This is a genomic window from Modestobacter sp. VKM Ac-2985, from assembly GCF_026967925.1.
Taxonomy (GTDB): Bacteria; Actinomycetota; Actinomycetes; order Mycobacteriales; family Geodermatophilaceae; genus Modestobacter.
This window is the reverse complement of sequence record NZ_JAPVBI010000004.1, coordinates 1-14,611: the sequence shown is the minus strand read 5'-3', so window position 1 is coordinate 14,611 and position 14,611 is coordinate 1. Positions and strand designations below refer to the sequence as shown.

The 14,611-nt window shown below is 76.0% G+C and carries 14 protein-coding genes and 1 rRNA gene; 3 read left to right on the top strand and 12 right to left on the bottom strand.

Annotated features, from left to right (window positions below):
• Positions 1 to 5 precede the first annotated feature (5 nt).
• Genes O2V61_RS21925 through steA form a run of 3 tightly spaced genes read right to left on the bottom strand, consistent with a single transcriptional unit; the run spans position 6 to position 2,979 of the window.
• Positions 6 to 848, bottom strand: a complete 843-nt coding sequence (locus O2V61_RS21925; protein WP_269185401.1) for a hypothetical protein — start codon at positions 846 to 848, stop codon at positions 6 to 8.
• Entirely contained in the window at positions 845 to 1,798 is a 954-nt protein-coding gene (locus O2V61_RS21920; RefSeq protein WP_269185400.1) for a copper transporter, read from the bottom strand. The genes O2V61_RS21925 and O2V61_RS21920 overlap by 4 nt, the downstream gene beginning before the upstream one ends.
• Positions 1,795 to 2,979: a putative cytokinetic ring protein SteA gene (gene steA / locus O2V61_RS21915; RefSeq protein WP_269185399.1), complete on the bottom strand. Its 1,185-nt coding sequence runs from the start codon at positions 2,977 to 2,979 to the stop codon at positions 1,795 to 1,797. The genes O2V61_RS21920 and steA overlap by 4 nt, the downstream gene beginning before the upstream one ends.
• A gap of 165 nt (positions 2,980 to 3,144) precedes the next feature.
• Here steA and O2V61_RS21910 point away from each other — a divergent pair, with 165 nt between their 5' ends.
• On the top strand, positions 3,145 to 4,188 hold the full coding sequence (locus O2V61_RS21910) for a TetR family transcriptional regulator (protein ID WP_269185398.1): 1,044 nt from the start codon (positions 3,145 to 3,147) through the stop codon (positions 4,186 to 4,188).
• Positions 4,189 to 4,252: 64 nt separating this feature from the next.
• Here O2V61_RS21910 and recN read toward each other — a convergent pair whose 3' ends face one another.
• Genes recN through O2V61_RS21890 form a run of 4 tightly spaced genes read right to left on the bottom strand, consistent with a single transcriptional unit; the run spans position 4,253 to position 8,166 of the window.
• Positions 4,253 to 6,049 carry a DNA repair protein RecN gene (gene recN / locus O2V61_RS21905; protein WP_269185397.1) on the bottom strand — a complete coding sequence of 599 codons (1,797 nt, stop codon included), beginning with the start codon at positions 6,047 to 6,049 and terminating at the stop codon, positions 4,253 to 4,255.
• Positions 6,024 to 7,094: an NAD kinase gene (locus O2V61_RS21900; protein ID WP_269185396.1), complete on the bottom strand. Its 1,071-nt coding sequence runs from the start codon at positions 7,092 to 7,094 to the stop codon at positions 6,024 to 6,026. The genes recN and O2V61_RS21900 overlap by 26 nt, the downstream gene beginning before the upstream one ends.
• Positions 7,091 to 7,888 carry a TlyA family RNA methyltransferase gene (locus tag O2V61_RS21895; protein WP_269185395.1) on the bottom strand — a complete coding sequence of 266 codons (798 nt, stop codon included), beginning with the start codon at positions 7,886 to 7,888 and terminating at the stop codon, positions 7,091 to 7,093. The genes O2V61_RS21900 and O2V61_RS21895 overlap by 4 nt, the downstream gene beginning before the upstream one ends.
• Positions 7,888 to 8,166, bottom strand: a complete 279-nt coding sequence (locus tag O2V61_RS21890) for a hypothetical protein (protein WP_269185394.1) — start codon at positions 8,164 to 8,166, stop codon at positions 7,888 to 7,890. The genes O2V61_RS21895 and O2V61_RS21890 overlap by 1 nt, the downstream gene beginning before the upstream one ends.
• A gap of 263 nt (positions 8,167 to 8,429) precedes the next feature.
• On the opposite strand from O2V61_RS21890, the gene O2V61_RS21885 reads away from it, so the two are divergent.
• Positions 8,430 to 8,768: an alkyl sulfatase C-terminal domain-containing protein gene (locus tag O2V61_RS21885; RefSeq protein WP_269158619.1), complete on the top strand. Its 339-nt coding sequence runs from the start codon at positions 8,430 to 8,432 to the stop codon at positions 8,766 to 8,768.
• A 23-nt stretch (positions 8,769 to 8,791) separates the two neighbouring features.
• Here O2V61_RS21885 and O2V61_RS21880 read toward each other — a convergent pair whose 3' ends face one another.
• Positions 8,792 to 9,901, bottom strand: coding sequence for an HAD-IIA family hydrolase (locus O2V61_RS21880; protein ID WP_269185393.1), 1,110 nt, complete (start codon positions 9,899 to 9,901; stop codon positions 8,792 to 8,794).
• 36 nt (positions 9,902 to 9,937) lie between these two features.
• Entirely contained in the window at positions 9,938 to 10,339 is a 402-nt protein-coding gene (locus O2V61_RS21875) for a tetratricopeptide repeat protein (protein WP_269185392.1), read from the bottom strand.
• Between the two features lie 150 nt (positions 10,340 to 10,489).
• Here O2V61_RS21875 and O2V61_RS21870 point away from each other — a divergent pair, with 150 nt between their 5' ends.
• Positions 10,490 to 11,758 (top strand): DUF1015 domain-containing protein, encoded by a 1,269-nt coding sequence (locus tag O2V61_RS21870; protein ID WP_269185391.1) that lies wholly within the window; start codon positions 10,490 to 10,492, stop codon positions 11,756 to 11,758.
• Positions 11,759 to 11,793: 35 nt separating this feature from the next.
• Here the strand turns inward: O2V61_RS21870 and O2V61_RS21865 are convergent, their stop codons facing one another.
• The 3 genes from O2V61_RS21865 to rrf all read right to left on the bottom strand — a co-directional run.
• Complete coding sequence (locus tag O2V61_RS21865; protein ID WP_269185390.1) at positions 11,794 to 12,153, bottom strand: single-stranded DNA-binding protein; 360 nt, start codon at positions 12,151 to 12,153, stop codon at positions 11,794 to 11,796.
• 85 nt (positions 12,154 to 12,238) lie between these two features.
• Complete coding sequence (locus tag O2V61_RS21860) at positions 12,239 to 13,177, bottom strand: tetratricopeptide repeat protein (protein ID WP_269185389.1); 939 nt, start codon at positions 13,175 to 13,177, stop codon at positions 12,239 to 12,241.
• 1,363 nt (positions 13,178 to 14,540) lie between these two features.
• Positions 14,541 to 14,611, bottom strand: a 5S ribosomal RNA gene (gene rrf / locus O2V61_RS22460); the annotation flags it as partial.

The following is a 14,611-nucleotide window of genomic DNA, read 5'->3' as shown; positions in this document are numbered from 1 at the left end:
GGCGGTCACGCGCGGCGGCGGCCGAGCCGGTCGAGCTCCCGCAGGCCGGGGGTCGACTCGATGACCCGGGTGAAGCTGACCTTCTCGCTGGCCAGGGTGAGCGCGGTGACCACCCCGAGCAGGCCGGCGCGGGTGCCCCGGCCCGGCAGCGCGGCCAGCCGCAGGCCGAGCAGCGCGCCGACGGCGTTGGCCCCGCTGTCGCCGAGCATGACCCGCTCGCCGAGGTCTGCGGGCAGCACGGCCAGCCCGGCGCCCAGCGGGCCGGCGACCAGCCCGCCGGCGGGGCCGCCCACGGTGGCCGCGGACAGCAGCACGGCGACCTTCGCGGCCCGACCGGGACGCAGGTCCAGCAGGTTGACCAGGTTCGCCGTCCCGGCGACCAGGCCGGTGGCCAGCACCCCGTCCACGACGGCGGCGGCCCCGGTCCCCCGGCGGGTCAGCACGGCGGCGACCGCAGCAGCGGCACCGATCCCGGCGACCTTGACCGCCCCCGCCGACACCCGCCCCGCACGGAGCGCGGCCAGGTGACCGGCCAGACCCTTGTCCCGGGCCTGCTCCGGCCGGGCGCCCGCCAGGTCGTCGTAGCCCCCGACCACCCCGGCGACGGCACCGACGACGGCGGCCGCAACCCGCTGGCCCGCGGGGGCACCGAGCACCGCCGACCCGGTCGCGGCGGCGGCCAGCACCGGGCCGCCCAGCAGGGTCACCGGTCGCCCGGCGTAGTTGGTGCGGCGCCACGGCGCCCCCGCCGGCCGGGCCGTCAGGGCGTCCGCAGCCACCAGCCCGGCCCGCGCGGCGGCTGCGGCTGCGGCGGCCACCGCGGTGCGCCGGCCGGCAGCGCTGCTCACGAGACGGGCGTGGGCACCGGCTGGGCGCCCTCCCCGATGCCGTACTCACCGGAGACGTCCGTCGACTCGGCGACCAACGCCAGCACCGCGCTGATCCGGCCGGCCGCGGTGTCCACGTTGTCGATGGTCGACAGGCCGTCGGAGACCGGCCGGTCGGCGCGGACCGCCCCCACCAGACCGCCGTCCTCGACCGCGGCGAGGTCGCCGGCGATGACGGCGCCGGAGCCCTGGGCGTCCAGTGCGGTGGCCAGCTGGACCAGGGCGGTGGTGCGGTCGCCGGCGTCGTCACCGGAGGCGGTGCCCGCGGTCAGCAGGACGGCGAAGTCCGCCGGGCCGACAGAGGAGGTGTCCCGGCTGAGCACCTCCAGCTCCTCCAGCCCGGCCAGCACCGAGGCGGTGGCGGCGGGGTCGGGGACCACCCCGGTGTCCTGCGCGTCCACACCGGGCACCATCAGCACGTCGGCCAGCACGTCGGCGAGCAGCTCATCGGTGTCCTCGGTCTCCACCGGGGTGACGCCCGGCGGCAGGCCGGGGCCGGTCAGGTAGCTGCGCAGGCTCGACTCGTTGGCCGCGGCGCCGTAGCCGGCGGGGAGCCGGAGCACGCCGGAGACGGTGCCCCCGGCGCTGCCGACGAGTGCGGTGACCCCCTCGACCACCTCGGTCGGGACGTCGTCGCTGCCGATGACCAGGAGCACGCTGCGGTCGATCAGGGTGCCGGCGACCAGGCTGGGCCCGACGGCCTCCTCGAACTCCCCGACCTGGTCGAGGGCGGCCTGCAGCACCTGGGTCTCGTCCTCCAGCGCCCGGTTGTCCTCCTGGAGGGCGGCCACTTGGTTCTGCAGGTTCGTCAGCACCGGCCCGTTCAGCTGGGTGGTGCCGATGACGATCCCCAGCGCGACGGCCAGGAAGACCGCGATCAGGGAGACCAGGTGGTAGCGGAAGTCGATCACGAGAAGAGGTTCTCCAACCAGAACACGAAGCTGTCCCATTGGCCGATGAGCAGGTCGAGGTACACCCGACCGGCGGTGGACACGGCGAGCGCGGCGGTGATCGACAGCAGGGCAGCGAGCACGAGCAGCACGAGCGCCAGGGTGGAGATCCGGCTGCGGTACAGCCGGCTCACCCCCTTGGCGTCCACGAGCTTCCCACCCAGCCGCAGCCGGGTGAGGAAGGTCGAGGCCATGCCGCCGCGGCCCTTGTCCAGGAACTCGACGAGCGTGGCGTGGGTGCCCACCGCGACGATCAGGGTGGCCCCCTTCTCGTCGGCCAGCAGCATCGCGATGTCCTCGCTGGTGGCCGCCGCCGGGAAGGTGATGGCCTCGACACCGAGGTCGGTGACCCGCTGCAGACCCGGCGCCCGGCCGTCGGGGTAGGCGTGCACGACCACCTCGGCGCCGCACCGGAGCACGGAGTCGCTGACCGAGTCCATGTCGCCGATGATCATGTCCGGCTGGTAGCCGGCCTCCTTGAGCGCATCGGCGCCGCCGTCCACGCCGATGAGCACCGGGCGGTAGTCCCGGATGTAGGGACGCAGCGCCTGGAGGTCCTCCTTGTAGTCGTACCCCCGGACGACGACCAGCACGTGCCGGCCCTCGATCTGGGTCGTGACGTCGGGGACGCCCACCCCGTCGAGCAGCAGCGCGCGTTCGCGCTTCATGTACTCCATGGTGTTGGCGGCGAAGGCCTCCAACTGCGCCGAGAGGCCGGCCCGTGCCTCCGCCATCGCCGTGGCGATCGTCTCCGCGGTCTGCTCCACGCCCTCGGCGACGACCGTCTCACCGGCGTAGAGGCGATTGCCCTCCAACCGGACCTCGGTGCCCTCCTTGAGCTGGGCGAGGACCTCCCTGCCCACCCCGTCGACCAGCGGGATGCCCGCCTCGACGAGGATCCCGGGGCCCAGGTTGGGGTATCGGCCGGAGATGCTCGGCGAGGCGTTGACGACCGCCGCGACCTTGCCCGCCACGAGGGAGTCGGCGCTCACCCGGTCGATGTCCAGGTGGTCGATCACGGCGATCTCGCCGGGCCGCAGCCGCTTGGTCAGGTTCTTGGTCCGCCGGTCGACGCGGACTGTTCCGGTGACGCCGGGAGCCGTGTCCGACGACCGTCCGCGCCGCAGGGTGCCGATGCGCATGGCGTCCATCGTCCCACGGGCCAACCGATGCCCCACCCCCCGACGCGCGAGCGCGGTCGGCCAGTCACGTTGAGTGAGCGACACCAGGTTCGAGGCGGCTCGCCGTGCTGATGCCCGCGCGTCGCTGCCCCGGGACGGGACCGGCTCGTCACTAGCGTGACTGCTGTGACTGCAGGGGCCTCCGCGCGCCGGAGTACAGCGACCGACCTGCTCGCCGACGACGCCGCCGCGCCGGACGTCGAGCCCACGAACTCCGTGGCCCGCGACGCGGCGGGCGCGCCCACGCGCGCCGCCGAGCCACCGTCCGCCCGGGTGGTGCCGCTGCCGTCCCGACCGCCGGTGCCCGCCGCCGTCCTGCCCGCCCCCGTCACGGCGCCTCCTGTCACCGCACCTCCTGTCACCGCACCCGACGCCGCGGCGTCCACCTCAGCGGTGGTGCCGAACACGACGGAACGTCTGCCGGCCGAGCCCGCAGCCGAGGTGCCGGCCGACCGGGCACCAGAGGCAGCCGGTCCGCAGGCGGCCGACGCCGCGGATGCGTCCGGCCCCGGCCGGCGGGTCCGTCGCCGGGAACGGCGGGGCCCCGACCTGCGGGAGCAGCGGCGCCTGCGCACCCGCGAGGCCATCGTCGACGCGGCGGCCGAGCTGTTCGCCGCCCGCGGCTTCGACCACGTCAGCGTGCTGGAGATCGCCCAGCGCGCCGGCGTCGTGGAGAAGACCGTCTTCAACCACTTCCCGGTCAAGGAGGGGCTGGTCTTCGAGGCCGACCCGCCGATGCGCGCCGCGCTGCTGGACGCCGTCCGCCGACGCCCCGCCGGGGAGTCCGCCGCAGCCGCGGCCGGCAGCTTCGTCGTCGCCGCGGTGAGCCAGCTGGGCTCCCCCGCGGCAGCCGAGGGCGTCGCGGAGATGGCCCGCATCATCCGCGCCAGCCGGACGCTGCAGGCCCGGGAACGGGAGATCCTCGGTGCGCTGACCGACACGCTGGCCGAGCAGATCGCCCTGGAGACCCGCGCCTCCGCCGGGGAGCTGGAGCCGTGGCTGGCCGCGAACGCCGTCCTGGGGCTGTACTCGGCCCTCCTGGACCTGGCCCGGGACCGGGTGCTGGCCGGCGCGTCGGGCCCGGAGCTCGTGACCGAGCTGCGCACCCGCGGCCGGCGCGGGCTCGCGCTCCTGCAGTTCGGCCTCGCCGGGTACGCCAAGCGCCCTTGACGACGGGCCCCCTCGCCCCCACCCCTCGCAACCTCGCGGCGGGGCCCGGCGAGGAGGCCGGAGGTCAGCGGCCTCGCTCGGCTGCCACGGCGAGGAGCTCACGGGCGTGTGCCTGGCCGGTGTCGCTGTCGGCCAGGCCGGACAGCATCCGGGCCAGCTCCCGCACCCGGTCCTCGTCCCGCACCGCCCGGATGTCGGTGGCCGTGACGCCCAGCGCGGTGTCCGGTGACTTGTCCACCACCAGGTGGGTGTCGGCGAACGCGGCGACCTGCGCCAGGTGGGTGACGACGACGACCTGGTGCTCCCGGGCCAGCCGGGCCAGCCGCCGGCCGATCTCGCCGGCCGCCTGACCACCCACCCCCGCGTCCACCTCGTCGAAGACCATCACCGGCACCGGGTCGGCGCCGGCGAACACCACCTCGATGGCCAGCATGACCCGGGACAGCTCACCGCCCGAGGCGCCCTTGTGCACCGGTCGCGCCGGGGCACCCGGGTGCGGTGACAGCAGCAGGACGACCTCGTCGGCGCCCTCGGGACCGGGCTGGTCCGGGTCGGTCTCGATCCGGAAGGAGACCTGCGCGTTCTTCATCGCCAGCCCGGCCAGCTCCTCCCCCACCTCGGCGGCGAAGCCCTCCGCAGCGGCCTGGCGGCCGGCGGTGACCCGGACGGACAGGGCGGCCAGCTCCGCGCGGGCGGCGTCCCGCTCGGCCTCCAGCGTCGCCAGGGCCTCGTCGGAGACGTCCAGCTGGGACAACCGGTCCGCGGCGTCGGCGGACCAGGCCAGCACCCCGGCCAGCCCCTCCCCCGCGTCGGCGTACTTGCGGACCAGCGCGGTGATCGCCGCGCGGCGGTCCAGCACCTCGGCCAGCCGCGCCGGGTCGGCGTCCAGGTCGGCGACGTAGCTGGCCAGCTGCACGCCGACGTCGGAGACCACGGCCACCGCATCGGCGAGGTCCTGGGCGAGCAGCACCAGGGTCGGGTCGTCGGAGGAGGCCAGCGCCCGCTCCGCGGTGGCCAGCGCGCTGGTGGCGTCCTGCGGGAGGTCGCCGTCCCCGCCCAGGTCGCCGGTGACGTCGCCGACCAGGGCCAGCCGGGCGGTGTCGGCGACCTCCCGCAACGCGTCGGCGTCCCCGAGCCGCTTGGCCAGGGTGTCGAGGTCGACGTCCTCACCCGGCTCGGGCGCGACGGCGGCGATCTCCTCCAGGCCGTGCCGCAGCACGTCGGCGGCCTGGGCGAGCTCCCGCGCCTGGCCGCGGCGGCGGTCCAGGTCGTCGGCCAGCTGCCGCCAGGTGGCGTGGGCCGTGCGGTGTTCCTCGACCAGGGCCAGGTGCGCCGCGCCGGCGTACCGGTCCAGCGCCCGCCGCTGCTCGGCCGGGCGGGTGAGCCGCAGCTGATCGGTCTGCCCGTGCACCGCGAGCACGTCCTCGGCGAGCTCGGAGACCACGCCGACCGGCACGCTGCGGCCACCGAGGTGCGCCCGGGAGCGCCCCTCGGCGCTGAACGTGCGGGCCAGGATCAGGCTGCCGTCCTCGTCGGGCTCGGCGCCGGCGTCAGCGGCGCGGGCCCACACCGGCGACTCCGGCGGCAGCACCAGCCGACCCTCGACGCCGGCCCGGACCCCGGCGCGGATCCGCCCCTGGTCCGCCCGCCCGCCGAAGAGCAGGCTCAGGCCGGTCACCACCATCGTCTTGCCGGCGCCGGTCTCCCCGGTGACCACGGTCAGTCCGGGGCCGAGCTCCAGGGTGACGTCGTCGATGGAGCCCAGCCCGTGGATGTGCAGTTCCGACAGCGCGCCGTGCTGCGGCCGTGCCGGTCCCGGCTGCGGAGCCGACCGCTCACGCTTGGCCGTCCGGGTGGCCACCGCCCACCTCCTCCGGGGTCCGCAGGGCGCCGTCGCTGGTGTTGACGTCGCCGGTGAGCACGTTGGTGCGCCCGATGGGCGCCTCGTGACCGGGACCGTGGGACCGGGCGTCCCGGAAGCCGCGCACCGGCAGTCCGAACTTGGCGACCAGCCGGTCCCCGAAGGCGGTCGGGTTCATCCGGGCGATCCGCACCGGCCGCTCGGAGCGCCGGACCTCGACCCGGCCGCCGTCGGGCACGTCGACGATCCGCCGGCCGTCGGCGGACACGCGGGCCCGGGTGCCGTCCGGCGGGACGGCGATGGTCAGCACCGACGTGGGTGAGGTGACCAGCGGCCGGGCGAAGAGGGCGTGGGCGTTGGTCGGCACGAGCAGCAGCGCCTCGACGTCGGGCCAGACGACCGGGCCACCGGCGGAGAAGGCGTACGCGGTCGACCCCGTCGGTGTCGCGCAGAGGATGCCGTCGCAGCCGAAGCTGGTCAGCGGGTGCCCGTCGACCTCCAGCACGACGTCGAGCACCCGGGCCCGTTCGACCTTCTCCACCGAGACCTCGTTGAGCGCCCAGGTGCCCTCGCCGGTGGGCCGGCCCTCGGCGTCCAGCACGGTCGCCTCCAGGGTGAGCCGCTCCTCCACGTCGTACTCGCAGCGCTGCACCGCGGCGATCATCTCCTCGACCGCCTCGGGCTCGGTCTCGGCCAGGAAGCCGACCCGGCCGAGGTTCACCCCGGTGATCGCCGCATCGGTGCTGCGCGCCAGCTCGGCGGCGCGCAGGAAGGTGCCGTCACCGCCGAAGACGAGCACGATCTCCACGCCCTCGGCCGCCTCGGGCCCGAAGGGGCAGACCTCCGCGCCGGGGACGGCCATCGCCTCGGCCTCGTCGTCGAGCAGCCGGACCACGATGCCCGCCTCGGCGAGCCGGGCAGCGGCGGACCGGGCGAGACCGACGATGTCGGCGCGTCCGGTGTGCACGGCCAGCAGCACCCGCCGGGGAGCCGGGCAGGCCTCGTCGGGGGTGCCCGCCGGTGCGCCTGGCTGGGGCTCGGTCACTGTGGTCCTTCCTGAACTGCTCGGGTGATGTCTGCCTGGTCCGGTGGGGGTGCGTCCCGGCGGAGCCAGAGGAAGAACTCCACGTTGCCGGCCGGGCCGGGCAACGGGCTGGCCACCACCCCCGCGGTGCCCCAGCCGAGCTCGGCGGCGACCGCCGCCACGGTGGCCACCGCGTCGGCGCGGTGCTCCGGGTCGCGGACGACGCCGCCGGAGCCGAGCCGGTGCCGACCGACCTCGAACTGCGGCTTGACCATCGGCAGCAGGTCGGCGTCGGGCGCGGCACAGCCGGTCAGCGCCGGGAGCACCAGGCGCAGGGAGATGAAGGACAGGTCGGCCACGACCAGGTCGGTGACCCCGCCGACCGCCTCGGGGGTCAGCTCGCGGACGTTGGTGCGCTCGTGGACGGCGACCCGTTCGTCGGTGCGCAGGGACCAGGCGAGCTCGCCGTACCCGACGTCGACCGCGACGACCTCCCGGGCCCCGCGGCTCAGCAGCACCTCGGTGAAGCCCCCGGTGGAGGCGCCGGCGTCCAGGGCGCGCCGGCCCGCCACGGGGACATCGAACGCGTCGAGGGCGCCGATCAGCTTGTGCGCGCCGCGGGAGACCCACCGGGGTTCGTCGGGATCGGTGCGGACGACGACGGGCGTGCCCGCCTCCACGCCGGTGGCCGGCTTGGTGGCGGCCTGACCTCCGACGGTGACCCGCCCCTCGGCGATCAGGGCGACGGCGTCCTCGCGGGAACGAGCCAGCCCGCGGCGCACGAGCTCGGCGTCGAGCCGGCTTCGGCGCGCCATCAGAGCTGGTCGATGGTGGACAGTTCGCGCTGCAGCCGCTCGTGCTCGGCCTCGAACACCGCGACGTGCTCCGTCACCGGCCGCCCGGCCAGGTCGGCGAAGGGCGCTGCCCCGGCGCCGCTGGGCGCCGTCGACTGTGCTGTCGCCGTCGACTGTGCTGTCGCCGTCGACTGTGCTGTCGTCGCCGGGACCGGGTCGGGGCCGGCCGGTCGTACCGGACCGGGGCGCGCGCCGCCAGGGGGGCTCGGGACCGGGCGTGGCTGGCCGGGCACGGTCACGGGCTCCTCCTCCACCGACGGTTCTCACCGGAGCCGGCACGTGCCGGTTCCCGGGGCACCGAGGACTCGGCGACCACCTGGCAGGCTACCGGCCGCCACCGACCGGCGACGGCGCACCGGAGGCGGCGGTGGACCCGACCTCGCCCCACGGCAGCGGCTGCGTCCGCGGACCGCCCGGCCGGCGCGACGTCCCCGCCGGTAGCGTCCCGCTCCGACCGACCGGCCGGGACGAGCCCGGTCATCGGCTGGAGGAGGCACCACACGTGGCGACGCTCGACGAGTGCATGATCGCCCTGGACGACTTCGTCGGGAAACTGGCCGCCAAGGAGGGCGCGCGGGACCTGGACCGCAGCGTCTCCTGCCGGCTGACCGACCTCGACCACGTGGTCGCCGGCCGGCTCGCCCGCGGCTCGGTGCACGACATGGCCGCCGTGCCGGACGGGCCGTCGGTGCCCAAGGCCGACATCCGGCTGACGATGACCAGCGACGACCTGCTGGCCCTGACCTCGGGGCAGCTGTCCTTCGGGCCGGCCTGGGCGTCGGGCCGGATCAAGCTCGAAGCAGGCCTCCGCGACATGCTGCGGCTGCGTTCGCTGCTCTGACCTGCCGGTCCGCCACCCGGTCCTCACCCGCCGGTCAGGCCCCAGCCGGCGAGCACCTCGGCGGCGGCGTCGTCACCGGCGCGCAGCACCGCCGTCCGCCCGTCTCCGGCGTGCTGCGCCCAGTGGGCCACGGCGAGCGCACGGAGCCCGTCCAGCCCATCGGCCTCCGGTCGTTCCGGCCCGACGGCGCGCAGCGTGAGCTGTTCCCCGTCGGTGGCGGCCTCCCAGCCGCCGCACCGCCAGGCGCCCGGGGCCTCGACCGGGGTCACGGCCGGGTGCGCGACGAGCAGCCCGGCGGCGTCGGCGGAGATGAGGTCCGGCCGGTGCACCGGGCCGGCGGCGAGCAGGTCGGCCGGAGTGGCCACCCCGGAGAACACGAGCAGGCTGGCCGCGTCGGCCCGCCGCGCGCCCTCGATGTCGGTGTCCAGCCGGTCGCCGACCACCAGCGGCCGGCGGGCACCGGTCCGGCGGACGCACTCGGCGTGCATGGCCGGGTCGGGCTTGCCGGTGACCAGCGGCTGCTGCCCGGTGACCGTGCTGACGACGCCGACCAGCGCTCCGTTGCCGGGCAGCACGCCCCGGGGCGAGGGGATCGTCGCGTCGGTGTTCGTGGCGACGTGCCGGGCCCCCTGCCGCACCGCCACCACCGCCTCGGCCAGCTGCGCCCAGCCGACCTGTGGTCCGTAGCCCTGGACGACGGCGGCCGGCTCGTCCTCCGCCCGCTCGACCACCGTCAGGCCGGCTGCGGACAGGGCGGCCGCGACGCCCGGACCGCCGACCGGCAGCACCCGGGCGCCCGGCCCGACCAGCCCGGCCACCACCGAGGCGGCCGCCTGCGAGCTGGTGATGACGTCGGCGGGCGCGGCCGGTATGCCGAGTTCGGTGAGGTGGGTGGCCACCTGCTCCGGCGTCCGCGCCGCGTTGTTGGTGACGAAGCCCAGCTGCATGCCCTGGTCCCGGGCGGTCTCCAGGGCCGCGGGCACCCCGGGCACGGCGACGGGGCCGACGTAGACGACACCGTCGAGGTCGAGGAGGGCCACGTCGTAGGCCCGGGTGGGTGGGGAGTCGGTGCCTGCGGCCAGCAGCGGGCGGGCGTCGGTGGCGTGCGGACTGGACCCAGCGTCAGAGCTCACGCCGTCATCCTGTCGCAGCGGCCGGGGAGCCTGTTCTCAGGGCGGCTCCGGAGCCATCCCCCGCCGGACCCGGACGCCGCGCAGGGCCCGGGCATAGTGACCCTGGTCGGGACGCATCGCCACGGCCAGCGCGAGGTGCTCGGCGGCGAGCTCCAGGTCGCCGGCTCGGCTGGCGGCCAGCCCGAGACCGAACTGGGCGTAGTCGTCGGCCGGGTCGGCCGCGATCAGCGCGCCGAAGTTCTCGATCGCCTCGCGGTACCGGCCGGCGTCGTACTGGGCCCGGGCGAGCGCCTCCCGGACGCTCCGCGAACCAGGTTCGGCGGCCAGTGCGCGGACGAACAGGATCGCAGCCGCATCGGGGTTGCCGTCGCCCAGCAGGTGGAGTCCCCGCTGGTACCAGTCGTAGACGCCGCCGTCCGGCTGTCCCGGGTCCACCATCGCAGCTCCTCCCCCGCGCCTCCCCGGCGCTGCACGCCCTGCCGTGTCGGCAGGCACCCCTCCGGTCCCCGGTGAGGGCGCTCCTACGATCGACTCCGTGCCCTCGACGACTCCCTGCCCACGACGTCGGCGGACGCCCCGCCTCCCGACGTGACGGGCCTCGACGTCCGGCCGTTCCGCGCCCTCACCTACCGAGAGCACGACGCCGACCACCTGGCGCGGGTGAGCTCACCGGCCTACGACCTGGTGAACCCGGCGGGGCGGGACCGTCTGGCCGCCGCCGATCCGCACAACATCGTCCGCCTGATCCTGCCCGACGTCGAGCCGTTGCCGGGCCCAGACGTGCCCCGCGCCGAGCGCGACCGTCGGTCCGCGGCCGTGGCCGGGGAGACGCTGCAGGCCTGGCTGGCCGCAGACGTGCTGGTCCGCGACCAGGTCCCCGCGCTGTGGCGGTACGAGATGGCCACGCCGGGGGCCGACCCCACGGTCGGTTGGCTGGGCGCGGTCACCCTGCCGACTCCCGGGTCGGTGGCCGTGCTCCCGCACGAGGACACCTTCCCCCCGGCGGTGGCCGGTCGGGCTGCGCTGCTGGCAGCGACCGACACCGACCTGGAGCCGATCGTCCTCGCGCACGATCCCGACCCGGAGGTGGCGGCGCTGACCCGGCAGACCGGGGAGCCCCCGCCGACGCTCGAGGTCGCCGACCCTGACGGGGTGGTCCACCGGCTGTGGCGGGTCACCGACCGAGCGCTCCTGGACCGGCTGACCCGCGCACTGGCCGGGACCGCAGCGGTGATCGCCGACGGACACCACCGCTTCGCCGCTGCCCGCGACCATCAGCGCGGTCAGGCCGGGCACGGCAGCGTGCTGGCGCTGGTCACCCCGATGGGGGCCGGCGGGCTCCGCGTCCGGGCCATCCACCGGGTGGTGCCGGACCTCTCGATGTCGATCGCGCTGGCGTCGGCGGCTGCCGGGTTCACGATCCGCGACGTCCCGCCGTCCGGCGGCGTCCGGGCAGTGGTCGCGGACTGGCTGGACACCGGCGCAGACGGCACGTTCCTGCTCACCGACGGGCACCGGGTCGCCGAACTGTCCGAACCGTCGCCGGCGATGCGGGCGGCCGTGCCGGCCGAGGCGCCCACGGCCTGGCGCCGGCTGGACGTCGTCCTCGCCCACGCCGCGCTGCTGACCGGGCTCTGGGGGCGCCCGGACGACCCGTCGTCGGTGCTGGTCGCCCATGACGTCGAGGAGGCGCTGCGGCTGGCCGAGGAGCGGGGCGGAGTGGCTCTGCTGCTGCGTTCCCCCTCGCCGGCCGATGTCGCGGCGGTCGCGCGGGCCGGGGCGCGGATGCCCCGCAAGTCCACGCTCTTCGTGCCCAAGCCCCGCACCGGCCTGGTGCTTCGCCCGCACGGGGACTGACCGGCGGCCGACCCGGACCGGCGAGTGAAGGCAGCTCACCCCGACTGGGCGGGTGGCCGTTGCGCTGCCCGGGCGACCTTGCGACCGCGCCGACAGGTGACCTCGTAGGCGACTGCGGTGCCGGTCGGGGTCCGCCAGAACCGACGCTGCAGCGCCCCCTCCACCTCGACCACGTCGTCGGTCGTCCAGGCGGCCGCGTAGCGCTGGAGGGCCGGCAGCAGGCTGACGCAGGTGATCACGTCGGACTTCGGCCCCCGAGGCCGCGGGCTGTCCCGGCGGACGACGAGCTTGAACACCAGCAGGGTGTCGCCGCTGGGCAGCGGGCGCAGCTCGGGTGCGGCGGACAGCCGACCGCGCAGGACGACGTCGTTCCGGTCGATGACAGCGAGGCTCATGCGGGGAGCCTCGCGGCCCGGAACGCACACCGGCCAGGTGCGCCCACGCTCTGTGGACGTACCTGGCCGGTGTGGACGACGGTGCTCAGTCCGTCGGTGGCTCCTGCTCCGGGGCGTCCTGCCCGGGCGCCTCCTGGAACAGGCGCGTGTGGTCCCGCTCCACGGGGGGCGGGGTCTCGCCGAGGAGCTCGGCCACCTCGGCCTCGATGTCATCGGCCGAGACGTCCCCGAAGTCGACGTCCGCGAACTCCACGCCGCCGATCTCGGCGGTGGGGAGCTGCGCAGCGTCGTCCGCACCCGGCTGGTCGCCGTCGGCTGGGGCCGCCGGAGCGTCCTCCTGCGCGACGGCCTCCTCCTGCGCGATCTGCTCCTCGACGACCCCCTCATCAACGGTCGAATCGTCGACATCCGGACCGTCGGTGGCCTCGCTCTCGTCGGCCTCCTCGTCCTCGTCCGCGAAGAGGGCTGCGACTCCGGTGAGGTCGTCGGGGTCGGCTGCGGCGATGGCGGCGAACCAGTCGCCGGCCAGTTCCTCCTCGCCGCGGGCGTCGAGCAGCTCGGCGTACGCGGTGGCGAGTCGGAGCTGACCGAGGTCCGGGTGGCCGAACCCAGCCGGGGTCGGCCGTCCGCCGAGGGCAGCCTCGAGCACGAGTGCAGCGGCTGCCGTCTCACCGAGGTCCTGCCGCGCCCCGGCCTCGACGAGGTGCAGCTCCACGAGCTCCTCCTCGCCGGGCTCGGTGGTCAGCGCCTCCTGGACCAGCCGCAGGGCGTTCTCCGGCCGGCCGAGCGCGCGCTCGCAGTCGGCCAGCACCGCGCGGTAGCTGTCGTCCCCGCTCATCCGGGCGTACGCCCTGAGCTCACGAGCGGCCTCGGCGTAGTCGCCTGCGTGGTAGGCGGCAACACCGACGGCCTCGCGGACGGCGGCGATCCGGGACGCCCGGTCCCGAGCCGCGCGGGCGTGTTCGAGGGCCAGCTCGGGCTCGTCGTCGAGCAGTCCGCCCGCGGCGACGAGGTGCCGCGCCACGGTGTCGGCGTTGCGGGAGTCGAGCCCACGCAGCGCCGACCGGACCGACTGGTCGAGGTCACGGGGGTCGACCCACTCCGGCAGAGCCGGCCCGGCGGGTCGACGTACGTCGGTCTCCGCGTCGGGACGCCGCTCCCGGTCCGCGGGGCGCCCGCCCTGCGGACGGTCCCCACTGGGACGACGGTCCTGCCACGCCGGACGATCACCCTGCGGACGACCCTGCCCCTGGGGCCGGTCCCCGCTGGGGCGACGGTCCTGCCACGCCGGGCGGTCACCCTGCGGACGACCCTGCGCCTGCGGCCGGTCCCCGCTGGGGCGACGGTCCTGCCACGCCGGACGATCACCCTGCGGACGACCCTGCCCCTGAGGCCGGTCCCCACTCGGGCGACGGTCCTGCCACGCCGGACGGTCACCCTGCGGACGACCCTGCCCCTGAGGACGCCCACCAGCCTGCGGACGGTCCCCACTGGGCCGACGGTCCTGCCACGCCGGACGGTCACCCTGCGGACGACCCTGCCCCCGAGGCCGGTCCCCACTCGGGCGACGGTCCTGCCACGCCGGACGGTCACCCTGCGGACGACCCTGCCCCTGCCCCTGCGGACGATCACCCTGCGGACGCCCACCAGTCTGCGGACGGTCCCCACTGGGCCGCCGGTCCTGCCAGGAAGGCCGGTCACCCTGCGGACGCCCGGCACCCTGCGGACGGTCCCCACCCGGGCGACGGTCCTGCCAGGAAGGCCGGTCACCCTGCGGACGACCACCACCCTGCGGACGACCACCCTGCGGACGGTCACCGCCCGGACGACGGTCCTGCCAGGAAGGCCGGTCGCCCTGCGGACGGTCACCCTGCGGACGACCGGCACCCTGCGGGCGACCCGAGCCCTGAGGACGACCGCCGCCGGAACGGCCACCGGAAGACCGCTCGCCGGCGGGACGCCGATCGCGCCACTCGCCTCCCGGACCACCGGGTGCGCTCGGGCGATCGTCACGTGACGATCCGCGGCCGTTGGCGGCACCACGGCTGCCGTCGGCAGGCCGGGCTCCCCGATTGCCCTCGGTCGGACGGGACCCGCGGTGTCCGGCGGGGCGCTGCGGACGGCCGGCGCCACCCTGACGGGCTGGGCCGCCACTGCCGCCGGCGCTACGGCCTCGATCTGACCCTGACGGCCCTCGTCGCGGAGAAGTCATGGTGTTCTACGTACCTCACTGGTGAACGGCGCACGCCCGGTGGGGGCACCTGAACGGCATCGCGTCCACCCGGCTCACCGCCGTAGCGGCTGGATCCGGTCGGTCGACGAAAGCGGACAAACGCACAAAACGGGGGCCGGAGCGCAATGCTCCGACCCCCGTTTCGTGAAGTTATGTCCGGCGGCGTCCTACTCTCCCACCCGGTCCCCCGGGCAGTACCATCGGCGCTGAAAGGCTTAGCTTCCG